Source organism: Lactobacillus kalixensis DSM 16043 (assembly GCF_001434335.1).
In the GTDB taxonomy this organism is placed as follows: domain Bacteria; phylum Bacillota; class Bacilli; order Lactobacillales; family Lactobacillaceae; genus Lactobacillus; species Lactobacillus kalixensis.
Window position 1 is genome coordinate 35,599 of record NZ_AZFM01000010.1, and the last position, 20,423, is coordinate 56,021.

At 37.0% G+C, this 20,423-nt stretch carries 15 protein-coding genes; 5 read left to right on the top strand and 10 right to left on the bottom strand.

Features of this window, described 5'->3' with window-relative positions:
- Position 1: 1 nt before the first annotated feature.
- From FC46_RS04380 to FC46_RS04400, 5 genes are all read right to left on the bottom strand, one after another.
- Entirely contained in the window at positions 2–802 is an 801-nt protein-coding gene (locus FC46_RS04380) for an SIR2 family NAD-dependent protein deacylase (RefSeq protein WP_057798249.1), read from the bottom strand.
- 23 nt (positions 803–825) lie between these two features.
- On the bottom strand, positions 826–2,091 hold the full coding sequence (gene pepT, locus FC46_RS04385; protein WP_057798251.1) for a peptidase T: 1,266 nt from the start codon (positions 2,089–2,091) through the stop codon (positions 826–828).
- Positions 2,092–2,214: 123 nt separating this feature from the next.
- Positions 2,215–6,768, bottom strand: a complete 4,554-nt coding sequence (locus tag FC46_RS04390; protein ID WP_057798252.1) for a mucin-binding protein — start codon at positions 6,766–6,768, stop codon at positions 2,215–2,217.
- 301 nt (positions 6,769–7,069) lie between these two features.
- Positions 7,070–7,810 carry a nicotinamide riboside transporter PnuC gene (gene pnuC, locus FC46_RS04395; RefSeq protein WP_057798253.1) on the bottom strand — a complete coding sequence of 247 codons (741 nt, stop codon included), beginning with the start codon at positions 7,808–7,810 and terminating at the stop codon, positions 7,070–7,072.
- Between the two features lie 201 nt (positions 7,811–8,011).
- Positions 8,012–10,561, bottom strand: coding sequence for a mucin-binding protein (locus tag FC46_RS04400; protein ID WP_057798254.1), 2,550 nt, complete (start codon positions 10,559–10,561; stop codon positions 8,012–8,014).
- 246 nt (positions 10,562–10,807) lie between these two features.
- On the opposite strand from FC46_RS04400, the gene FC46_RS04405 reads away from it, so the two are divergent.
- On the top strand, positions 10,808–12,808 hold the full coding sequence (locus FC46_RS04405) for a collagen-binding domain-containing protein (RefSeq protein ID WP_057798255.1): 2,001 nt from the start codon (positions 10,808–10,810) through the stop codon (positions 12,806–12,808).
- A gap of 51 nt (positions 12,809–12,859) precedes the next feature.
- Here the strand turns inward: FC46_RS04405 and FC46_RS04410 are convergent, their stop codons facing one another.
- Positions 12,860–14,464, bottom strand: coding sequence for an ATP-binding cassette domain-containing protein (locus FC46_RS04410; RefSeq protein WP_057798256.1), 1,605 nt, complete (start codon positions 14,462–14,464; stop codon positions 12,860–12,862).
- A gap of 112 nt (positions 14,465–14,576) precedes the next feature.
- Here FC46_RS04410 and FC46_RS04415 point away from each other — a divergent pair, with 112 nt between their 5' ends.
- The 3 genes from FC46_RS04415 (at position 14,577) to FC46_RS04425 (ending at position 16,706) form a co-directional block, all read left to right on the top strand.
- Positions 14,577–15,491, top strand: a complete 915-nt coding sequence (locus FC46_RS04415) for a prolyl aminopeptidase (protein WP_057798257.1) — start codon at positions 14,577–14,579, stop codon at positions 15,489–15,491.
- Between the two features lie 145 nt (positions 15,492–15,636).
- A complete protein-coding gene (locus FC46_RS04420; protein ID WP_057798258.1) occupies positions 15,637–16,239 on the top strand; it encodes a PepSY domain-containing protein in 603 nt (200 codons plus the stop codon).
- Between the two features lie 95 nt (positions 16,240–16,334).
- Positions 16,335–16,706, top strand: coding sequence for a DUF1304 domain-containing protein (locus FC46_RS04425; protein WP_057798259.1), 372 nt, complete (start codon positions 16,335–16,337; stop codon positions 16,704–16,706).
- Between the two features lie 62 nt (positions 16,707–16,768).
- On the opposite strand, the gene efp is transcribed toward FC46_RS04425, so the two are convergent.
- Both efp and coaA read right to left on the bottom strand, forming a co-directional pair.
- Entirely contained in the window at positions 16,769–17,335 is a 567-nt protein-coding gene (efp, locus tag FC46_RS04430) for an elongation factor P (RefSeq protein WP_057798261.1), read from the bottom strand.
- Between the two features lie 121 nt (positions 17,336–17,456).
- A complete protein-coding gene (gene coaA, locus FC46_RS04435) occupies positions 17,457–18,371 on the bottom strand; it encodes a type I pantothenate kinase (protein ID WP_057798263.1) in 915 nt (304 codons plus the stop codon).
- A 59-nt stretch (positions 18,372–18,430) separates the two neighbouring features.
- Between coaA and FC46_RS04440 the strand changes: the two genes are divergently transcribed.
- Positions 18,431–18,994: an SGNH/GDSL hydrolase family protein gene (locus tag FC46_RS04440; RefSeq protein WP_057798265.1), complete on the top strand. Its 564-nt coding sequence runs from the start codon at positions 18,431–18,433 to the stop codon at positions 18,992–18,994.
- On the opposite strand, the gene FC46_RS04445 is transcribed toward FC46_RS04440, so the two are convergent.
- Together FC46_RS04445 and FC46_RS04450 are read right to left on the bottom strand one after the other, a co-directional pair.
- Positions 18,983–19,801, bottom strand: a complete 819-nt coding sequence (locus FC46_RS04445; protein WP_057798267.1) for an amino acid ABC transporter substrate-binding protein — start codon at positions 19,799–19,801, stop codon at positions 18,983–18,985. The two genes, FC46_RS04440 and FC46_RS04445, sit on opposite strands and share 12 nt — an antisense overlap.
- A 1-nt stretch (position 19,802) precedes the next feature.
- Positions 19,803–20,420 carry an amino acid ABC transporter ATP-binding protein gene (locus tag FC46_RS04450; protein WP_057798269.1) on the bottom strand — a complete coding sequence of 206 codons (618 nt, stop codon included), beginning with the start codon at positions 20,418–20,420 and terminating at the stop codon, positions 19,803–19,805.
- Between the last annotated feature and the right edge of the window lie 3 nt (positions 20,421–20,423).

The window sequence follows — 20,423 nt, forward strand, 5'->3', positions numbered from 1 at the left end:
ATTAATCAACCAATTCTTTCAAAAAATCGTGGATATTGCTACTACAGGCTAAACTCTGCTTTTGTACATCATCGGGCAAGTCTTCTTCATCTAAGTCCGCAGCCACATAGTGCCATGATGGAAATTGCTTTACTAAATCAACCATTGGATCAAGTAGTTGTGGACTAGTTTCGTCAACGCCTAGTTCTAACACAGTAACCTTCTTATCTTCATTACCAGTCAAGAACCAGCGAAGTCTAGTGTTAGCATCAGTATCAGGGAAGAAATGAGCATTAAGTGGCATATGCAATTCCATTGGGCTATTGCAGACATCACATTTAGGCACTTCACCCTTACCTTCAAGGTACTTCTTTACTACTTCGCGATCATCTTTTTGGCCATGGTTAATGCCACTGGAGCATTGTATCTTAGTCCAATCACCAAAAACATCAAAAATCCGATTTTGGTTAAAGTCCGCATTTTCAAAGAAATGGGCAAACGTACTGGTAGCGATAAAATATTCCTTGCCCTCAAGCAACTGCTTAAGTCGCTTCATGCTTGGGCTGATTTCATAATTCAAAGAATAATCATTAATCAACTTACTCCAGAATTGCCACTGTTCATCCCAAGAATCAAACTTCTTATCAAGAGCATCGCCAATTGTATGAACATCATATTTTTCGGCAATCTCGCCATAGCGGTTATCGAAGTCTTCTTCACTTAAGATGTCTAGCCCTTCTTCTTGAGAGAGACCATTACCTGCAGTTACAATCACTGCATCACTATCTTTAAACCATTTTTTTGCTGTAGAATAATCTGTCATTTTTTGTGTCCTTTTATAAAAAACTATCGCTTAAGTGGCGTTTCATCACGATTTTGATCTAATTTAACATGTTCAGTCACAATCGTAGTTAAAGTTTGAGCTAACAAAATCATATTTTCAACAGTCGCATATTCGTAGCGGCCGTGGAAATTAGCCCCGCCGTTGAACAAGTTCGGCGTAGGGATGCCTTTTTCACTGATAAAGTCGCCATCGGTGCCGCCGCGAAACGGAATATGGTGAATAGACAACCCCATCTTTTCATACGCATGATGAACCAAGTTGACAATGTACGGATTCTTCTTAATAAGATCGCCAGGTGAACGGTATTGATCATGCATTTCCAGTTCGACGCGGTCGCCATATTTTTCATTGAGCTGCTTAACCAAGTTAGTCACTAATTCCTTCATCGCTAAGAAGTGATCGGTGTCAAAATCGCGGATAATCAAGTCGACTTCGGCGTGGTCAACGTTGCCGTTGTTTTTCAAAACTAGAATGTAGCCTTGGTAGTCCTTACTCTTTTCAGGGACGAAATCTTTGGGCAGACCCGAAATAAATTCGTTAGCAAGAAGTGCTGCATTGACCATCAAACCATATGCTTCACCAGGGTGAACTACAGTGCCTCTGAACTTTACTTTAGCACTAGCAGCGTTGAAAGTTTCATAAGCTATATCGCCTGGATCGCCGTTATCAAGCGTATAGGCAAATTCAACTGGAAAGCGGCTAACATCAAATCTTGCAGCACCTTTGCCGATTTCTTCGTCAGGACCAAAGGCTATCCAAATATCACCATGATCAATGCTGGTATTTTCTTGCAAATATTTTGTCATGCCGAGTAAGCCAGCAATTCCGGCCTTGTCATCTGCACCAAGCAAAGTATCACCAGAAGCCGTGATTAATGTGTGACCAATAACCTTCTTGAGGGATGGAAACTCTGCGCTGGACAAAGTATAGCCATGACCTAATTCGATATCCTTACCATCATAATTTTCATGAATCTGCGGTCTGATATTCTCCGCATTGAAGTCAGCAGTGTCAACATGAGCAACAAACCCGATTGGTGCGGATGGATTAGAGATATTAGCTGGAATTTTCCCAACAACGTAAGCGTCTTTATCCGAATAAGAAATTTCTGTTAATCCTAATCTTTTGAGTTCTTGCTCTAATTCTTTTAATAGCGCGACTTGTCCTGGACTAGTAGGAACATCGTTATTTGTTTCGTATGAGCGCGTGTTCATCTTGCAGTAGGAGATAAATTTATCTTTGATATAGTCAAAATCATAATCTACCATAGGCTTTACCTTCTTTTGTTAAGTCTTACATATGTTCTATTTTAACCAAAAAAAGAGAGCAAGAAAACTTCTTGCTCCCTAATATGTATGTTATGAACAAATTTAAGAGTTAATCTTTAACGCTTATTTACCATGTTTTTTGTTTTTTCTATTTCTTTTTGCGGTTACTTTACGTCTTCTAGAAGCTGCAACTAAGCCTGTAAGTCCTAATGCAGCGGACAACCCACTCATCAGCTTAGCAACGTCATCTTCCTTCTCACCAGTAGCTGGTAAAGTTGCCTGATCATCTTGTTTTACATTAGTTTTTACTTGATCAGTTCCACCATTATTATTTGAAAGATTCTGTGGTGAAGTTTGCTTATCGCTCTTAGTAGTGTCAGCAATCGAACCTACTTTTCCATTGTTAGTATCGCTTCTGTTTGTTTCCACCTTATGTGAAGATGAACTAGGATTTTCATCATTGTCATGATTTTCGTTGTCATCTTCAGCTGGATTAGAAGGATTAGTCGGTTCTTCTGGAAGCGGACGTTCTGGATCCGGTGTTGGGGTTGGCGTAGGATCTGGAACAGTAGGCTGTGGATCTGGGTTTGGATCAGTTCCTGGATCTGGAGTTACTGAATTTACCTTATAGGTTACAGTATCTTCTTTATCCAAGTTTTCACCAAAATTGCCATCATTCACAGTTATCTCATATGGACCTACTTCTTTTTTGTCTGCTGTATAACCTGCAATTTCCGGACTTCCTTTAGTTTGGAAAGTTTGAGTCTGCGTCCAATTTTCGTCCCATGTTTCTACACCAGTCACCTTATCTCTCACACCAGTTTGGGTGAAAGTTAACGTTACTGTGTAATCCTCATGAGCTGGATCACCGTTTTCATAGACATAGTGAATTGTTTGCGTCACCGTCTTATCACGGGAGATTGTTTCTGTATCATGGACATAGACTACATAGTCGTGAATAGTGCCACTTTCAGCTTTTACATCTGTATGTGCTCCAGCGGTCTTATCCTTTTCATCTTTTAAAACCCAATTAGTTATATCTGGACTCTCTACAGCATCAAATGCATTTGTCGTTTTTGGTCTCCATTCACCAATTGAAATCGTACGACCATCTACTGCATCTACCACGATATCTCTTTCAAAAACAATTGTAGCTTCATCACTAGGAGTATGGATTTCATTACCTTCTTCGTCCACATAGTGAACTACTCGATGCACTTCATTTGTTTCTTGTTTAGTTTCTGTCCCATTAGCCACATAGATGACATAGATTTCTATATTTTGATCGTTACCAAACGTATCATTAGTTACTGTAACGGTTTGAATCTTTACCTCTATAGTTTCTGTATGACAATTAGTAATTTGGGGACTCGTTACAGCGTCAAATCTCAAAGTTTCTCCCCAGTTAGTATTCCATATCACGGGCATATTAGCATTTAAAGTATCTTTAATACCGTCTTGCTTGCAAGTTAATGTTGCAACGTAATCATTGGCGACTTTATCACCATCTTGACTACCATAAACATAATGAATAGTTTCAGTAACTGTTTTATCACGATAGACTGTCTCAGTTGGATTAGCTACATAGTAGACTGTATATTCTTCATCTAGCCCATCATCATTGAAGTTAGCATTAGTTACTGTTTTTTGAATTGCTGCAACATTTTTATCAATTTCAAACTTTAAGTGATAACGATCAATGATGTCATCACTTTTCACTGCAGCAAAAGTTTCAGTTTGAGTCCAGTCTCCATCCCAAGTATAGGTATTTCTGTCTTTATCCCACTTACCAGTTTGAGTAAATACTAATGTTGCTGTATAATCATCTTTCAATTTTTCTGTAGTGCCATCTACATAATAATGAATTGTTTGATGTACCTCTTTTTTACGCTCAGCATCTACTATTTCGTTAGGCACGTAGAGAACTACATAATTTTTATCTAGAGTTTTTTCACAATTATCATTAGTGACTTCAATTTCAAATGGACCTACACTAGCATCACTATCATTTTTTAAGTGATAATTATTAATAAACTTCGGACTAAGCACTTCCGTAAAGCTTTGCTTTGGTGTCCATTCTCCATCCCAAATATACTCTTGTGTATAAGTATCTATCTTACCAGTCTGAGTAAATGTTAAGTCTGCTTCATACTTGGCATACCCTAAATCAGTGCCATCTTCTGCCTTATATTCAATGACTTGATGAACTACCTTATTGCGACTAACATCACTCATTTGATTATTTGTATAGTAAACCGTGTACTCTTGTTTTGGAGGATTATCAAAATTCGATGTATTCACAATTACAGAAATAGGCCCTACAGTCTTATCTTTATCCTTTTGAACTAAGTGATAGTGATCGATGACCTCATCACTATCTACTCCTGCAAATGTAAGCTCTAATTTCCATTCACTATCCCAAATATCGACATCATCGACCAAATCATGTATGCCATCTTGTCCATAAGTTAATGTCGCTTTATAGTCATCCTTTAATGTTATTGAGTCATTGCCCTTAACTCGATAGTGAATCACCTGCTCAACAGCACCATCACGATGGATAGATTTTGTTTTGTGATCTAAGTAAATATATAGATCCTGCGTACCATCAATAACTTTGAAATTTTCAAGATTATCTTGTTTTACTAATTTGTATCCTTGCGCTTCCCAATTCCATAAATTACTAATGCTATATGTTCCGTTCAAACATAAATCATTAAATTCTTGGAATATAAGTTCATTAGCATCCCTATTTTGCTCATATTCAGTTTCTGATAAACCATTAACATCTATATAGTGAATAGTAACAGAAGATTTATCCATTACGATTTCACCTGGAGTGTAAGTTAAGTTAGCAGTCGGTTGTTCAGCCTTAAAGTTAAGAGATGGAAGTTGGCTTGAGTAGGTTGACCAACCAGCGTTGACATTATTACTAAATCTAATTTTTATTCTATTACCACTAACTTTGAACATCCCTGTAGCAAAGATCTTTCTATTAACAAGACTTGCATAGTTCTTGTCATCAGGAGTTGCATCCCAGCCACTATAATTATCAATTAAGAATTGTCCCTTTTCTTCACCCCAAATTCTTTTAATTGCCTGTTTCTCACTATCTGTAAGATTACCAGTTTTAGCCAAAAGATTAATGTACTCATCAGCATATAAAATATCACCGCCACCAGTGATTCCACTGCTTGAACCATCATGAATATTTACTGCAGATTCTGGTAAAGCAACACCATATCCGCTGTAATCTGAGCCATTAATAATCTGAGCCTTTTCAATGTACTCATATTGCGCACCTTCATTACCTTCACTATTCATTGAATTAAGAACAACATATGCATTATCACCTAAAGTAACAACATGTTGATTCTCACCTTCACCAGAATATAGAACCATTTCCATAGTTACGCCTTTAGTGTTTACATACCAGAAGCCCTTTGATGGATCATTAGAAAAGTAAATACCTGCTGGCTTCCCTTTATTCGATTTATAGTTTTCACTATGTTCCCAACCACTAAATGTTAATTCAAGTTTGGTAATTTTTTCGCCATTATAACTAGTGTTGTTCAGATCAGTATAAATAAGCTTAAAGATATCGCCTTCTACTACATCTTGTTTAATCGCAACAAAGTGATTTAAGAATTTCATCTTATCTGCATCTTGATTCTTATCTCCAATAGTCACATAATTATGGTCCAAAGAATCAATTTCAACTTTAGCGTTAGTTTCTTTACCGAAGACAAGGTCTTGAGTTAATTTATCTGGATTAATATCACTTTCTTTGTTATATAAACCGTATTTTTCAAGATCAGCCATAAATTTTTCATATGCTGCCTTGTTAGTATTGTAATCATTTAGATCAGTAATAAATTTATTTATAGCAGTTTCTAACTTAGAAATTTGATCATCTGTATATTCTGATAACTTACTAATCACTGAATTTAAAGTATCAACATTAGCATTAAAATCAGCTGTATTTGGATCCGTAGGAGTAATAGTTGCTCCTTCTAGATCCTTAACTTTTTCCAAAAGTTCATTGACTTTTGTTTCTAATTTTTCACGCTCTGTGGTATTCGCTTCTTCTGCTTTATTTTCAGAATCAGATTCACCCGGCTTTGGTGTAATTATGGCCGTATGATCCTCATCGCCTGCTCTAGTATTATCAGCAGTTACTTTTTCATTAGCTCCTACTAAACCACCGGAATTAGAAGCTTGGTTCGTTTGAGGATTTACATCAGCTCCATTATTATCGCTTTCACCTACAGAATTGGAAATCTGTTGGTTATCAGAACTTGCTTGTTGTTCACTAATTCCCTCTGTTGATGCAGCTTGCGTATTATTAGCACTTGTAGTTTCAGAACCTTGCACTGCACCTTCATTTACTACGTCATCACTTTGCGTAGTAATTTGTACTTCATTACTCTCTGCAACATCCGCTGCAGTTTCATTAGTATTCAATTGTTCAGTTTGCGTATCTTTAGCTATCTGCTTAACGCCAATTCGTACACTAGCCTTTTCGTTAGATAATACATTCGCAGTCTCTACTTCCGTAATCTCATCTTCACGTGAGCCGGCAGCTTTAACAGGACGAACATTTGCCCCCATCATGATGCCAGTTCCAAGTAGTACTGAAGCTGTTCCTTCGGCAATTTTCTTACTTCTGGAACTCATCTTCTTTGTTCTTTTAATCTTATGATGTCTCTTTTTCTTCTCGTGTCATAATAAAAGTCTCCGTCAAAAATTATATACATCTATATGATCATATACTTTACTCTATGATTATAATTTTACACGGAAGCCCTTTCTTTTTATAGTGACACGTCGTCACTTTTAATTTTTCTTAAAGTTTAATTATTCTAATAGATAACTAGCTTTTTTCGTTATACCTAAACTTCAAATTTTTCTTTTGCTTAAAAATAAAAAAGCTACCGAATTCTCGATAACTTTTGAATTAATTTGCTACTTGCAATTATTAATTTCTAATTTCTTTCAAACCTTCACGACGTCTACCCATATTGAACCATGGTGACACAGTGAACGCTAAAACATCGTTAATTACATAAATAAGTGAGTTAACAGCCATTGCTAAAGTTGCATCGCCTTGTGCAAAGGTAATTCCCCAAAGGATTAATTGGAAAATACCACTGAAAGTCCACCAGAAGTATTGATTGTTGTAACGCATAAAGCACATAATTCCAGCAGTAAGTGAAACGGCGAAACTAATGGCATCAATCCAAGGACGAGGATCGTTGGTAAAACGACCAATTAAGTAACCAGATACTAAGTAAACTGCAATGGTGCCGACAATTGCGACAATCCATTCCTTTGCACCAAACTTACGAAGGTGATTTTTAGTATCGTCATTCCATGATCTAACTGACAAGATAACTGGTAAATCTAAAGTAAGAATGTAAGCTACTTGTTCAAAAATGGAAAGATAGTTCTTAGCTGACCAGCCTGCATAAATAAAGCAAGCTGCGGAAATGAGGCCTAGCCAGCCGTTGATTGCTTTCGTCGCATTGATTGCTAATACGCAAAGTGTTCCAAGTAAAGTTCCAATAAAGGTAATTAGAGTTACCGCATCCATCTTATTTTGAAGCAAAATTGCTAATTGAAATCCGAAAGCGAAGAACCAAAGGCAGTAGTTTTGAACTGGCCACCCCTTTAACTGATTAAACAACCAAACGAAATAATTCTCATGTCTATTTTCCATTATCATACTCTCCTCTATCTAGCTAGGTTCACAATATATTGTGCCTTATCCGCTTCTTTTGAAAAAGAAACATCGATATCTAGTGTACCAGCCTATTTTTTCAATACAAGCATTGACTTTTATTTATTTTTTGTTAGTAGCAAAAAAAGCAGCTTAAATTAAGCCACTTTTTTAAATACCGTTATTTATTTTTGACAAACTCTACTTTTTGTTATTTTTCTTCTTGCGTTTTCTAGTTCCAGCTATGCCACCAAGACCTAAAGCTGAAATTAATGCACTAAGCATTTCACGCACACTGTCATTTTCTGCGCCAGTTTGTGGTAAGGTGTTTTCCTCATCAGATTTCATTGAACTTACTTCATTGAGGTTTTCTTTCTGAGTAGAATTTACAACACCAGATACACTATCATTCTGAGGATTTATTTCTACCGTTTCTTTATCAGCCTTCAGATTTTCAGTTTCTGAGTTAGAATGAACATTTTTATCATAAATTGACTCATCACTAGGTTCACTCTTATCTGGATCCTCGCTATCCGTAGTTTCATTATCAGGAGCTGGTGCAGCTGGAGTAGTAGGCTGCGGATCTGTTGGTTGATCCGGCTGTGGAGTATCTGGAGCAGGCGTTGGCTCTGGATCAGGCTGTGGATTAATTGGATCAGTCGGCTCTGGATCAGGTTTTGGATCGACTGGGGCAGCCTTTTTCTTTAAAACAATCTTGTAGTGAACTGTGCCATCATTTTGAGCAAATTCTGGACTCTTGCCCTCTGAATCATATTCATTTGAAACCACTTCATAGCCTTGTTCTTCTAGTTTTTTTAAAACTTCACTAGATGAGTAATCAATTGTTTTACCTGGTTCACCAGTTAGGATAGAAGAAATATCTACATCTTTTCCGGTTTCTTCATCAACGTAGTGAACAACTGCACTAGGAATAAAGTAATTTTTCCAGTCCACATTTAGTTTATCTTCGTCTGGATTCTCAGTATCAATCGTAAGTTTTGGTACTTTGGTTGTCCAAACAAACCAGGCTGATTGGCTATTCCCCTCTTTACCCAAAGGTTTACCATTTTCATCTCTGACCCGTTCAAACGGCGTACCATCAGAGTTTGCTTTAAAACTCCGAAGAGTAATTGAATTACCACTAATCCAAAATACTCCTGCACCATAAATGCCAGTTTTACTATCACGAACATCCCAGCCAGCATATTTATTATTCGCTCCAGCCATCTCATTATTAAAGATTTCAGAGTTGTTACTACCTGGAGTCGCGTGTATTATCTTGGAATTTTCATCTTCTGGCTTAATTGTACTTTCAAGGATTTTGATTGAATCACCATCAGTACCATTTTCTTTATCAACTTTTAATTCGGCACCTTCATAACCCAAGTCTTCTTCGTGATTTTGGCTATTATAGGTATTTCCTTTACTTGGCCCATATGAATTAAGTGATGAAATTGTCACATATGCATTTTGCTCAAAAGTAACCTGTTTTCCATCTTTATCATAGAAAGTCATCTTAGCTGTAATACCAGACATATTTGAATACCACCAGCCATTTGTCGGATCAGTACCAAATATAATAGAGCTACTCCAGGTATTATTCTCTGGATTCGAAAATGCAATTTTAATACTCTTAATTATTGTATTTCCGTAGTGCCAAATAGTTTCATCTTCAGTGATATAAGTAATAGTTAAAACTTCTTTATCTTTATACTTATCAGCCCCACCACCTAAATAAAAAATATACTTATCTTTACCTAAGGTTGAAGCATATTGAGACTCAGATAATTTTTCAACAGCATTATCTCCAACTACATTAAAATCTACACTCACCGATGACTTAGGATTATCAGGATCTTGATGTTCCAAAAGGAAATCTTGTTTCAAAGTAGATGGATCTATCGCATCTTTATCATTTAAGCCCATAGCATCAAGTTCTTTAATATAGTCTTCTAATTTTTTATTTCTCTCAGATAAAAAATCAGAAATCTTTTTAACTAAATCATCCTTATTTTCTTTCCATTGATCTAAACTAACACCACTAGTACCATCGATCTCAGTTACGTTGATATCATTGATACTCTTCAACTGGTCTTCTAATTGCTTCCAAAGATCTTGAGTTTCTTGATACTTAGTTTTCCAATCTTCTTCAGTCTTAGTTTCTTTAAGTTCATTTAGCTTAGTATCAAATTGGCTACTAAGGTCATTAAATTTATCAGTTTGTTCGGTCCATTCTGACTTTACTCCTGAATCAGCAGATTCCACTGGGCTTTCAACCTCAGTTCCGCTTTCGCTATCACCAGTTGCTTCAATCTGAGCTGCTTTAACTTGAATCACTTCAGCATTTACATTTTCTTTGTCGTCTGAAACAGTTTCTTCAACATTTTCACTAGCTGCTTGCGTCTCAACTTCTACTTCTTCTACTGCAACATCTGCTGGAGCTTCTTCAGTAGCAGTATCTACCTGCACTTCCTCAGCTGCAGCATCTTGTGCTTCAGTTGCAACAGCCGTTTCTTCACTAGCAAATTCTTTAATAACTTCTTGCGGGCTTTCTTCAGACTTATCTACAACTTGTACGATTTCATCTTCCGGACGCGAACCAGCTTTAACTGATCGTGCATTGCTTCCCATCATTAAGCCAGTACTAAGTAAAACTGAAGCTGTTCCTGTCGCTACTTTCTTAGCATTGCGCTCAACTCTTGATTGATCATTTTTACTTTGTTTATTCATCTTCCTTTTTCTATCAGTCATGATAAATGCCCCCTATATCTATATGTAGCATCTGTCTATATTTTAGCTTTTAGTTTGTGACACTACGTCACCGTATAATAAATTTAATATATATAAAAATTGAACGCAAGAAAAAAGCTATAGTTAATTCTGACTAATTATTTACTTTTGGTAAAAATGAGTTTTCTATCTTGAAAAGTGACATTGTGTCATTTAAAATATGCTATATAAATTTGTTTTTTGATAGAACATTAAGAGGTGAAACAAATGTCTAAAAAAATAAAGACGCAATTTGCAATTCGTAAGTTAACTACAGGAACTGCTGCAGTATTGCTAAGCTTAGGAATTCTTTCCAATAATGCTCTACCGATCGTTTCTGCAGCAATTCAAGAAACTCCAAGTGAGCAAGTTGCTGGAACTGATCCTGAAATAGTAACTTCAGATACTCAAGATAACTCTCAAACAAGTGATATAGATATAGATGTAGACGTGTCAAAGAGCGATGAACAACTATCTGTGGATAAAACGACTATTGAAGAAAAGGTAGAACTAAAGGACACACCAGCCTCTAGTCCTACAATCGAAACAGATAATTCTTCTAGTCAAGAAGCAGTAGATTCAGAAGAAAACAAAAAGAAGCCAACAGTTGATACCAATTCACTTGATGAAATCAAACAATTTATGGAAGATCTCGACAAAAATCATCTTTTAGGAATTGCCGGTGCCTTCCACTTGTTTGGGCAAAATGTCTCAATCCAAAACGGAACTCATGTTGCCGGCAACGTTGCCGCTGACAAATTAAATGTTAATGGTAGTAACTTTGGTACAAACAACAACGCCAATACTAACTTAACTTATGGCGATATTTACTATGTCAATTCAATTGACCAAATTTCTAATGGTGCTTTTACTGCTGACAACAAAATCGTAGTTTTTGGCCCAGAAATTGAATATCGTCCTAAACCAAACGAGTCACACCGCTTAGAAGTAATGGTTAATGGCGATTGGGTAACGCTTGATCAGGTTAAAGCCGATCAAGTAATCAAAGCTGAAGAATTAATTGACTTCAAAAAAGAGCTAGATAAATTAAACGATAAAGCAAATAATTTTAGCTCTCAAACTCAAACAGAAGGTGTAGTGGCAGATTTTAGTGACCAAAATAATCGCTACATTGACATCAGTAATGTTAGTGCAACTGAAAACACTGTCTATGTGACAATTGATGCACAATACATTACTTCTGACCGCCCAATTCATATTAAGGGAATTAGCACAGAAGCTGGCGGACCAAATATCGTTTTGAATGTGGTTAACACAAGTCGTGGAGATTTAAACGTTTCAACTCAAGTTAAGTTAACCTATGCAGACGGCTCAAGTCACGGTAGTTCTGAAACTAATCCACTTCATAATAAAGTCTTGTGGAACTTTGGTACTAATGTCAGTCAAGTGACAATTGCTAACCAATCGCCTTTTATGGGTAGTATTCTAGCTCCTAATGCTACAATTACTGCTAAAGTTAATGTGGATGGTAATATTATTGGTCAAACTGTAATTGTCGATGGTGGAGAAACACATCGTTGGGATTTGACTCATCCCCCAACTAATTCAAAGCCTGATCAAGTACCAACTACACCGATCAAGCCGATTCCACCAAGACCACAACCAAGTGAGCCAGAAGAGCCAGAGAACCCATCGGAACCTGAAAAGCCGGAAAATCCTACTGAACCAGTAGAACCTACAAATCCACAACCTTCAGAGCCTCAAATCACTAATCCTGATTCTACAACTTCTCCAATGTTGCCGATCTATCCAATTATTCCGCAGCCTTCTACACCAGTTCAGCCATCAGCGCCTGAACAGTCTAACCCAGAAGAGCCAACGAATCCGGTAACCCCTTCTACTCCAGAAGATACTACTTATCCTGAAAATTCGCTCCAGCCGCCTACTTCACAGGCTCCAACGAATCCATACATGAATCTTCTGTCTAACTCAAGCTCAACTGATCATGAAAAAGTTGAACTACATGATGAAGACACAAAGAAAGTAACTTCTGCAGTGCATACTGCTTCATCTAACAAAGAAGAAACTATTGCTCCACTTGCTCAAAAAGTTAGTTCAAAATCTACTCAAGAAAGCAAAGCTGATAATACTACTTTACCAGCAGCTGGGGGAAAGCAAGAACAAGCTACTAGCATATTTGGCTTACTCAGCATAGCTTTAGTCGCCTTTGCAACATTCTTTGGAGTAAAAACAAAGAGTGATAATTAAATATCTTCACAAAAATAAGCATGTCAACGTTGTAGTGACATGCTTATTTCTTTACATCTTTTTCTCAACAGTTCGACTATCCAAATGGACAATCTTATCAAACATTTTCTTTTCTTCAGGTGAAATCTTATGAGCAACTTCCACTACTGCCACCTTCGGATTCTCAAGCAAAGTCTTGTGAATTGCCAATGACAAGTTAGGATCAAGCGCACTAGTTGCTTCATCTGCTAGCAAAATCGGGCGTCCGGATAATAACGCTCTTGCAATTTCCACCCGCTGAATCTGCCCACCTGACAAGTTATTACCATTTTCACCAACTGAAGAATCCAACCCGTGCTGCTTTACTAGATCATCTAGCCCAGCTTCATGAATTACAGTTGCTAATCTTTCATCAGATACTTCTCTTCCAAGAGTAATATTAAAGCGTAAGGTATCATCGAACATGAATGGTTTTTGGTTAACATAGGAATAGAAATTATGTGCCTTATCCCAATTTCCAGACACATCTTTGTCGTTTAATAAAATTTGTCCTACATCTGGCTTCTTAATTCCCAGCATCAATCTGAGTAACGTTGTCTTCCCCCAACCACTTGGCGCCATAAGTAGAACCTTTTCACCCGGCTTTACTTCCAAGTCTACATTCTTAAAAATACGCTTGTGATCAGAATTAGTTACATAAGACAATCTCTTAATGTACATTCCATCGAAGTGGTCAACTTTTTCCTTCGACACAACAACTTGATAGTCCAGTGCCTTTTTGGTCTTTTCCCACATCGGCACAGTTGACTTCACCTGATTGAATTCGTTGAACAAAGTTACAACTGGTGTGATGAAATTCATCGCTAAATCTACCATCATAACTAAGGTACCAACCTTAAGTTGCCCCTGCATCATTAAGATTCCCCCGATTGTACAAGGAATGATGAAACAGAAAACTTCTGCTGCTGAATAAATTAATTCAAGCGCCCATGCCTGAGTTAATGACATGTTTCGCAAAGCATTTTCCATATCTTGGGCAGCCTTAGCAGCACGAGTAACCACATTAGAGCTAACATTATATAACTTAGCTGATTGGGCACCATTTAATGAATCAGAAACGTTCTGTGTATAATTAGCATTTTTATCAGCCCAGATCTTCGACTTCTTAGTAATTATTGGGCTAGTAATCATCTGTACTAAGGCAGGTGCAATCATTGCTACAACAAAGACAACTGTCATTTGCCAAGAAGAATAAAAGGCAAAGCTGATAGCTCCGATAAATGACAAGCCTTGCAAAATCATGTCTAATTGAGCATTGATACGGTTAGTCTCAATTTGCTTTAGGTCATTTGTCATTAAAGACAAGCCATTTTTTATATCACTGTCTCCCTGGTCTACTAAGTAAGCAAGATTGGCTCTTTTAAATACCAGATTCACATCTCTAACGATCCCCATCTTAACTGTTTCATAGACGAAGTTGCTAGCCATAAAACACATTTGTCCAAGACCCGTTAGAAGCGCTAAACGAATCAAATGCATGTAGTCGCGCGAGCCTGATGAAGCAACATTAAGCATAATTTGAATCATGTAAGCTACAAAGACAATATTGCAGGCTTTAATTGCAGCTAGAATGGCAAAGCAGATCACCTTGCTTTTTTTGGCATATTTTAAACTCATATTTTCCCCTCATTTAGTCTTACTGCCCTATTATACGCGAAACATTCACATTTTCTCAATCTTAGCGCTAAAATGGTAGAATGAACTTAACTATTTTTGAAAGGAAATTATTATGAAAACTGGTACTAAAATCATTACTTTAGATAACGGTTATCACTTGTGGACCAACACTCAAGGTCAAGGCGATATCCACTTATTAGCTCTTCACGGCGGACCTGGCGGCAACCACGAATATTGGGAAGACACTGCCGAACAACTTAAGAAGCAAGGTTTAGACGTTCAAGTTACTATGTACGACCAACTTGGCTCACTATATTCAGACCAACCTGACTACTCTGATCCCAAAATTGCCGATAAGTATTTAACTTATGAATACTTCTTAGACGAAGTTGATGAAGTTCGTGAAAAACTCGGCATCAACAACTTCTACTTGATCGGTCAAAGTTGGGGCGGACTTTTAGTTCAAGAATACGCTGTTAAATACGGTCAACACTTAAAGGGTGCTATTATTTCTTCAATGGTTGACGAAATTGACGAATACGTTGAAGCAGTAAATCGCCGCCGTCAAGAAGTCCTTCCACAAACCGAGATTGACTTCATGCACGAATGCGAAAAGAATAATGACTACGATAATCAACGTTATCAAGACGATGTTCAGATTTTGAACATTAACTTCGTTGACCGTAAGCAGCCTTCTAAGCTTTACCACTTGAAGGATCTGGGCGGCAGTGCCGTTTATAACGCATTCCAAGGCGATAATGAATTCGTCATTACTGGTAAGCTTAAGGACTGGCACTTCAGAGATCAATTGCACAAGATTAAGGTTCCTACTTTGCTCACTTTTGGTGAAAACGAAACTATGCCAATTGATACTGCTAAGACTATGCAAAAGGAAATTCCTAACTCACGCTTAGTTACCACTCCTGATGGAGGCCACCACCATATGGTTGATAATCCAGATGTGTACTACAAGCACTTAGCTGACTTCATCCGTGAAGTAGAAAACGGCACTTTCAAAGGTGAATAATTGAAATTGAGGCTGGTTTTACCGGCCTTTTTTTGACTAAAATTAAGAATTAATAAACTATTCAGCTTGTTATGACACAGCGTCAATATTTTTATATAATATATGTATCAACTTTTAAATATAAATACAGAAAGCAGGTACATATATGAAAAAAACTAATGTTAATAAAATTCTTTCTATCGGTGCTATTTTTACCGCTTTATTAACTACTGCTGCTTGCTCAAATACTAACTCTCAAGATAACGTAGCAACTAAGCCAGAGTCAAAAATTACAAATACTAAAGAAAATAAGACTACATCATCATCTAATTCTGTTAAAAAGACACCGGCAATCAAAATCAGTCAAAAAGAAGCTATTGACACATACAAGAAAACTTTCAAGGCAACTGAATTAAAGGAAATATCTTTGAAGAAGGAGCACCAGCAATACGTCTACGAAATTGAAGGTTTCGACCACTCCAAAGAATACATAGTTTCAATTGATGCGAAAACTGGGAAGGTTCTGCGCAGCTTTTCTCAAAAACTCGAACTTGATGAACGTAATCAAAAGCCAATTAACTTAGACAACGTTATTAGCCGCAAGAAGGCCAGTCAAATTGCAGAAAAACACGCTAAAGGCACCGCCACTGAGTGGACTTTAGAATATGATGACGGTCGCTTAGTTTGGGAAGTACAAGTTGAAAACGGCGCAAACGATACTGATGTTAAGATTGATGCGGTTACCAAAAAAGTAATCGAAGTTGATTAAGCGTATGAGCCATTACTTTATTAAGTGATGGTTTTTCATTTGCCTAAAATAATGGTATAGTTAATTCCTATAATTTATAAATTGAGAGGGTAATAATGAATACATTACATATTATCGGTGTGATTTTAACTTTCATAGTTGCAATCGAACACCTCGGAATTGCTGGACTTGAAATTTTTGGTAAGCCTGAGACTCAAGCTAAAGCATTTGATATGACTGTTAATTTTGTTAAGCAAAAAGAAGCTAAAGTTTCAATGGCTAACCAAGGGATTTATAACGCCATGCTTGGATTAGTAATTATTCTTTCCTACTTCATGTTTTCTGGCGTTGTTTTGACTAACGTCTGGGCAATTCTTCTCAGCTTTATCGTTGTAGTTGCAATCTTCGGTGGTTTTACTGCAACTAAAAAAATATTCGCAATACAAATGTTGCCAGCTTTGATCGCACTTATTTTGATTTTGCTTTAGAAAAAACACCAGCTTGGGTTAAATTAATCCCAATACTGGTGTTTTTTTCTATATTAAACTAATTAGTCATTAGCACGTGACTTGTACGTACCTTCAGCAGTGTTGATAACTAACTTTTCGCCTTCCTTGATAAAGTCAGGAACAGTTACCACCAACCCAGTTTCCATAGTTGCTGGCTTACCACCGCCTGCAGCAGTAGCACCCTTAATTTCAGGTTGAGTTTCCTTAACAGTCAAGACAACAGTTGCTGGCAATTCGATACCGATCAATTCACCCGCATCAGTGAATTCCAAATCAACATTGATGTTAGGAATCAAGTAGTTAACATCATCACCAATTTGATCTTTTGAAACTTCGTATTGTTCATAAGTTTCGGTATCCATGAAAGTGTAGATGTCACCTTCGTTATAAAGGTATTGCGCAGTTTTCTTTGCGATTTCTACCAAGTCTACCTTTTCGGTTGGACGCATAGTCTTGTGAACAACGGCACCACTCTTAACGTCACGCAAATCCATTTGCATAACAGTGTTACCCTTACCAGGCTTGTGGTGGTTAGCTGCCAATACTCTGATCAACTTACCATCTTGACTAAATACCATACCTTTTTTCAAATTAATTGCTTGCACCATGTTTTTTTCTCCTTTGTGTATAAAATTGTGACTAGTTTTTTCAATTTTAATACGCTGGAGGCAAGGCAAATTTCTTTATCAAAAATAAATAGATCGTTTTCATATTATCTAGTATACCAAATTAAAAGCGCTGAAGTAAGATACGATCAATTAAATGATGATCTGTCTTGTGTAGAATCAGATTAGCACGTGACTTAGTAGGAGCAATATATTGCCGCAGGTTAACCAAGTTAACCATCTGCCAGGTTTCTTCAGCTAATTGTAACGCCTTTTCTTTTGGACCATTAGCTAATTCATAATAGTAATTATCTGGCTTATTCTTATTAATAGCCATAATTTTTTCAAAGCGCTGCATGTACCAACTTTCAATTTTATCTTCATCCGCATCAATATAAATTGAAAAGTCGAAAAAGTCACTAGTCACCACTTGACCACTCTCTGGCAATTGTAAGGTATTAATTCCTTCCATAATTAAAATATCAGGGCGCTTCACATGACCGTATATTCCTGGAACTATATCGCTTAATTCCTGGGAATATAGTGGATAGACAATATCTTTCTTACCACTGAATACATCCTCAAGAAAGTCACTTAGCAATTTCATATTATAACTTTCTGGAAAACCTTTATGTGACATTAAATTGCGTCTTTTTAATTCCGCATTATTATATAAAAAGCCATCTGTCGTCATTAAATGTACTTTTAATTCTGGATAAGCCCTACTCAGCAGCAATTGCAAAAGTCGCGCAGTCGTAGATTTTCCTACAGCCACTGACCCAGAAATTCCAATCACAAAAGGAGAAACGCTAACATGCTCTTTTAAAAAGTTCATCGTAGCCTGCTGCTTTTCTCTTTTATTTTTATACATAATGTGTAAATATGAAATTAAACTTGTGTATACCTCATGCACATCAGTTAGATCGATCACATCACCCAAGGCTTTAATATCAGCTAATTCTTCTTTAGTAATTTCAATTTTATGATCAGGCGCCAATTTAGCCCACTCATCTCGCTCAATCGTCAAATAGTTCTTCATAATTATTGCCCATTTCTAAATTATCAATCTAGTTAATTATAGTAGAAAGAAGTTAAGATATGAAAAAAATTATCCTTTTTGGTGATTCTTTATTCAATGGTTTTCGTAATCATCATAATACCACTGTCATTACAGCCGGTTTAAATGAACGTTTAAATAATTTTGCACAGGTGGATAATTTATCCAAAAGTGGCGCTACTACTGTGGAAGGACTAGACTATTTAGCGCAACTGCCGCCAGATTTTGACCTAATCGTAATTGAATATGGCACTAATGACGCGACCGTGTGGGGAATTACTCCAGAAAACTATGCCAAAAACCTCCAAAAAATGATCGATTTTTGTAAAAACCGAAAAATTATCATTGTGGGTCCTTGGAAAGCTAACCCAAATAGTGAAACTGCCGCAAATTTCATCCCTGAAAACCACAAAAAAATCCACAAATTGGCGAAAACTATTGCTCAAAAGAACAATTTACTTTTCATCGATTTGTGGAAATTAACAGATGGTGAAAAAGATGTGGACAAACTTTATCAAGCTGACGGGCTACACCTAACTGACTACGGCAATCAAAAATTGCTTAATTTGATCACACCGGTCATTAAGAAGACCCTACTTGCCTAGATAATTACTATCTTTGCCAAACCATTTTTCATTTAACTTTTCAAGCTCGCCATTTTTTTGGAGGGCTTTTAATGCGGAATTTATTTTTCTTCTTAAAGTCTTGTCGCCCTTACGCATCCCTACTGCAAATAAGTCGCGCGGTACGTCCTTATTTTCAATCACCCGGTAAGAATCGCGATCTTTAAGATGAGCTAAATAATAGTTGGCATAGACTTCATCTAGCAATATTCCTTGAATTCGTCCAGCATTTAGATCTAAAAAGCTATTCGGAATCTGATCATACAAGACCGTACTTTGGGCATGGATGACCTTTTGTTTACTTTCATACCATTGCTCAGCAGTTGAACCAGTTTGCATCCCTAGAGTTTTACCTTTCATCTGAGCAAACGTTTTGATCCCACTCTTTTTCTTCACAACTAAAACCTGGCGGTTTCTCAAATATGGCTCAGAAAAAGCGACCTTCTTCTTTCTCTGACTAGTAATGCTATAGCCATTCCAAATTAGATCAATCGTACCGTTTTGAAGTTCTGTTGCATTCATTGACCAATCGATAGTTTGAAAGTCAACGTGGATGCCATAACGTTTAAAAACTGCTTTAGCTAAATCAATATCATATCCGGTTAAAGTACCGTTTTTTTCAACAAAGCCCATGGGAACAAAGGAATCATCTAAACCGACAACAATTCTTTTTTGTCTTTCACTTCTTTTCCAATTATCTTGAGTTTTAGCTCTACTCTGCACACTTTGACAAGCCGATACGCTGATAGCTGTCAAAAGAATGAGCAAAATTATCTTGATTTTTTTCATACTATGCCTCGCTAAGCGGCTTGACCTTGAGCATTTGATCGGCAACGTTCTCCGCAAAAGCCAAATCGTGAGTAATAATCAATTGCGTTAAGCCTGTCTCTTTCAAACTAACAATCAACTTTTCAACTTCTACACGCAAGTTAGGATCCAAAGCCGAAGTTGGTTCATCATAACATAAAATTTTCGGTTTCATCGCCAAAGCTCTAGCAATCGCCACACGCTGCTTTTGCCCGCCTGATAATTGGAATGGGTATTGCTTTTCGCGCCCTTTCATTTGCAACCGATCAAGTAAGGTCATTGCTTCTTTTTCAGCTTCTTCCTTACTCTTTTTAAGAACAAGTTTTGGCGCTAAAGTGATGTTTTCTAACACATTCAAGTTAGGGAATAAATTATAATCTTGAAAAACGACTCCGACTTGAGTTAAGTCTTCTTTACCGTCGATTAGAATTTCACCACTATCTTTACTTTCAAGCCCAGCAATAATTCTAAGTAAAGTTGTCTTTCCTGCACCTGATGGACCAACGATGGTCATAATTTGGCCATCTTTCAATGTAAAGGAAATATCTTTTAAAATTTGTCTACCAGCGTAAGCCTTGGCTAAATTTTTAACTTCTAACATAGT

Coding starts and splice junctions, on each gene's coding strand:
- FC46_RS04380 (WP_057798249.1), bottom strand. CDS start 802: ATGACAGATTATTCTACAGCAAAAAAATGGTTTAAAGATAGTGATGCA.
- pepT (WP_057798251.1), bottom strand. CDS start 2,091: ATGGTAGATTATGATTTTGACTATATCAAAGATAAATTTATCTCCTAC.
- FC46_RS04390 (WP_057798252.1), bottom strand. CDS start 6,768: ATGAGTTCCAGAAGTAAGAAAATTGCCGAAGGAACAGCTTCAGTACTA.
- pnuC (WP_057798253.1), bottom strand. CDS start 7,810: ATGGAAAATAGACATGAGAATTATTTCGTTTGGTTGTTTAATCAGTTA.
- FC46_RS04400 (WP_057798254.1), bottom strand. CDS start 10,561: ATGACTGATAGAAAAAGGAAGATGAATAAACAAAGTAAAAATGATCAA.
- FC46_RS04405 (WP_057798255.1), top strand. CDS start 10,808: ATGTCTAAAAAAATAAAGACGCAATTTGCAATTCGTAAGTTAACTACA.
- FC46_RS04410 (WP_057798256.1), bottom strand. CDS start 14,464: ATGAGTTTAAAATATGCCAAAAAAAGCAAGGTGATCTGCTTTGCCATT.
- FC46_RS04415 (WP_057798257.1), top strand. CDS start 14,577: ATGAAAACTGGTACTAAAATCATTACTTTAGATAACGGTTATCACTTG.
- FC46_RS04420 (WP_057798258.1), top strand. CDS start 15,637: ATGAAAAAAACTAATGTTAATAAAATTCTTTCTATCGGTGCTATTTTT.
- FC46_RS04425 (WP_057798259.1), top strand. CDS start 16,335: ATGAATACATTACATATTATCGGTGTGATTTTAACTTTCATAGTTGCA.
- efp (WP_057798261.1), bottom strand. CDS start 17,335: ATGGTGCAAGCAATTAATTTGAAAAAAGGTATGGTATTTAGTCAAGAT.
- coaA (WP_057798263.1), bottom strand. CDS start 18,371: ATGAAGAACTATTTGACGATTGAGCGAGATGAGTGGGCTAAATTGGCG.
- FC46_RS04440 (WP_057798265.1), top strand. CDS start 18,431: ATGAAAAAAATTATCCTTTTTGGTGATTCTTTATTCAATGGTTTTCGT.
- FC46_RS04445 (WP_057798267.1), bottom strand. CDS start 19,801: ATGAAAAAAATCAAGATAATTTTGCTCATTCTTTTGACAGCTATCAGC.
- FC46_RS04450 (WP_057798269.1), bottom strand. CDS start 20,420: ATGTTAGAAGTTAAAAATTTAGCCAAGGCTTACGCTGGTAGACAAATT.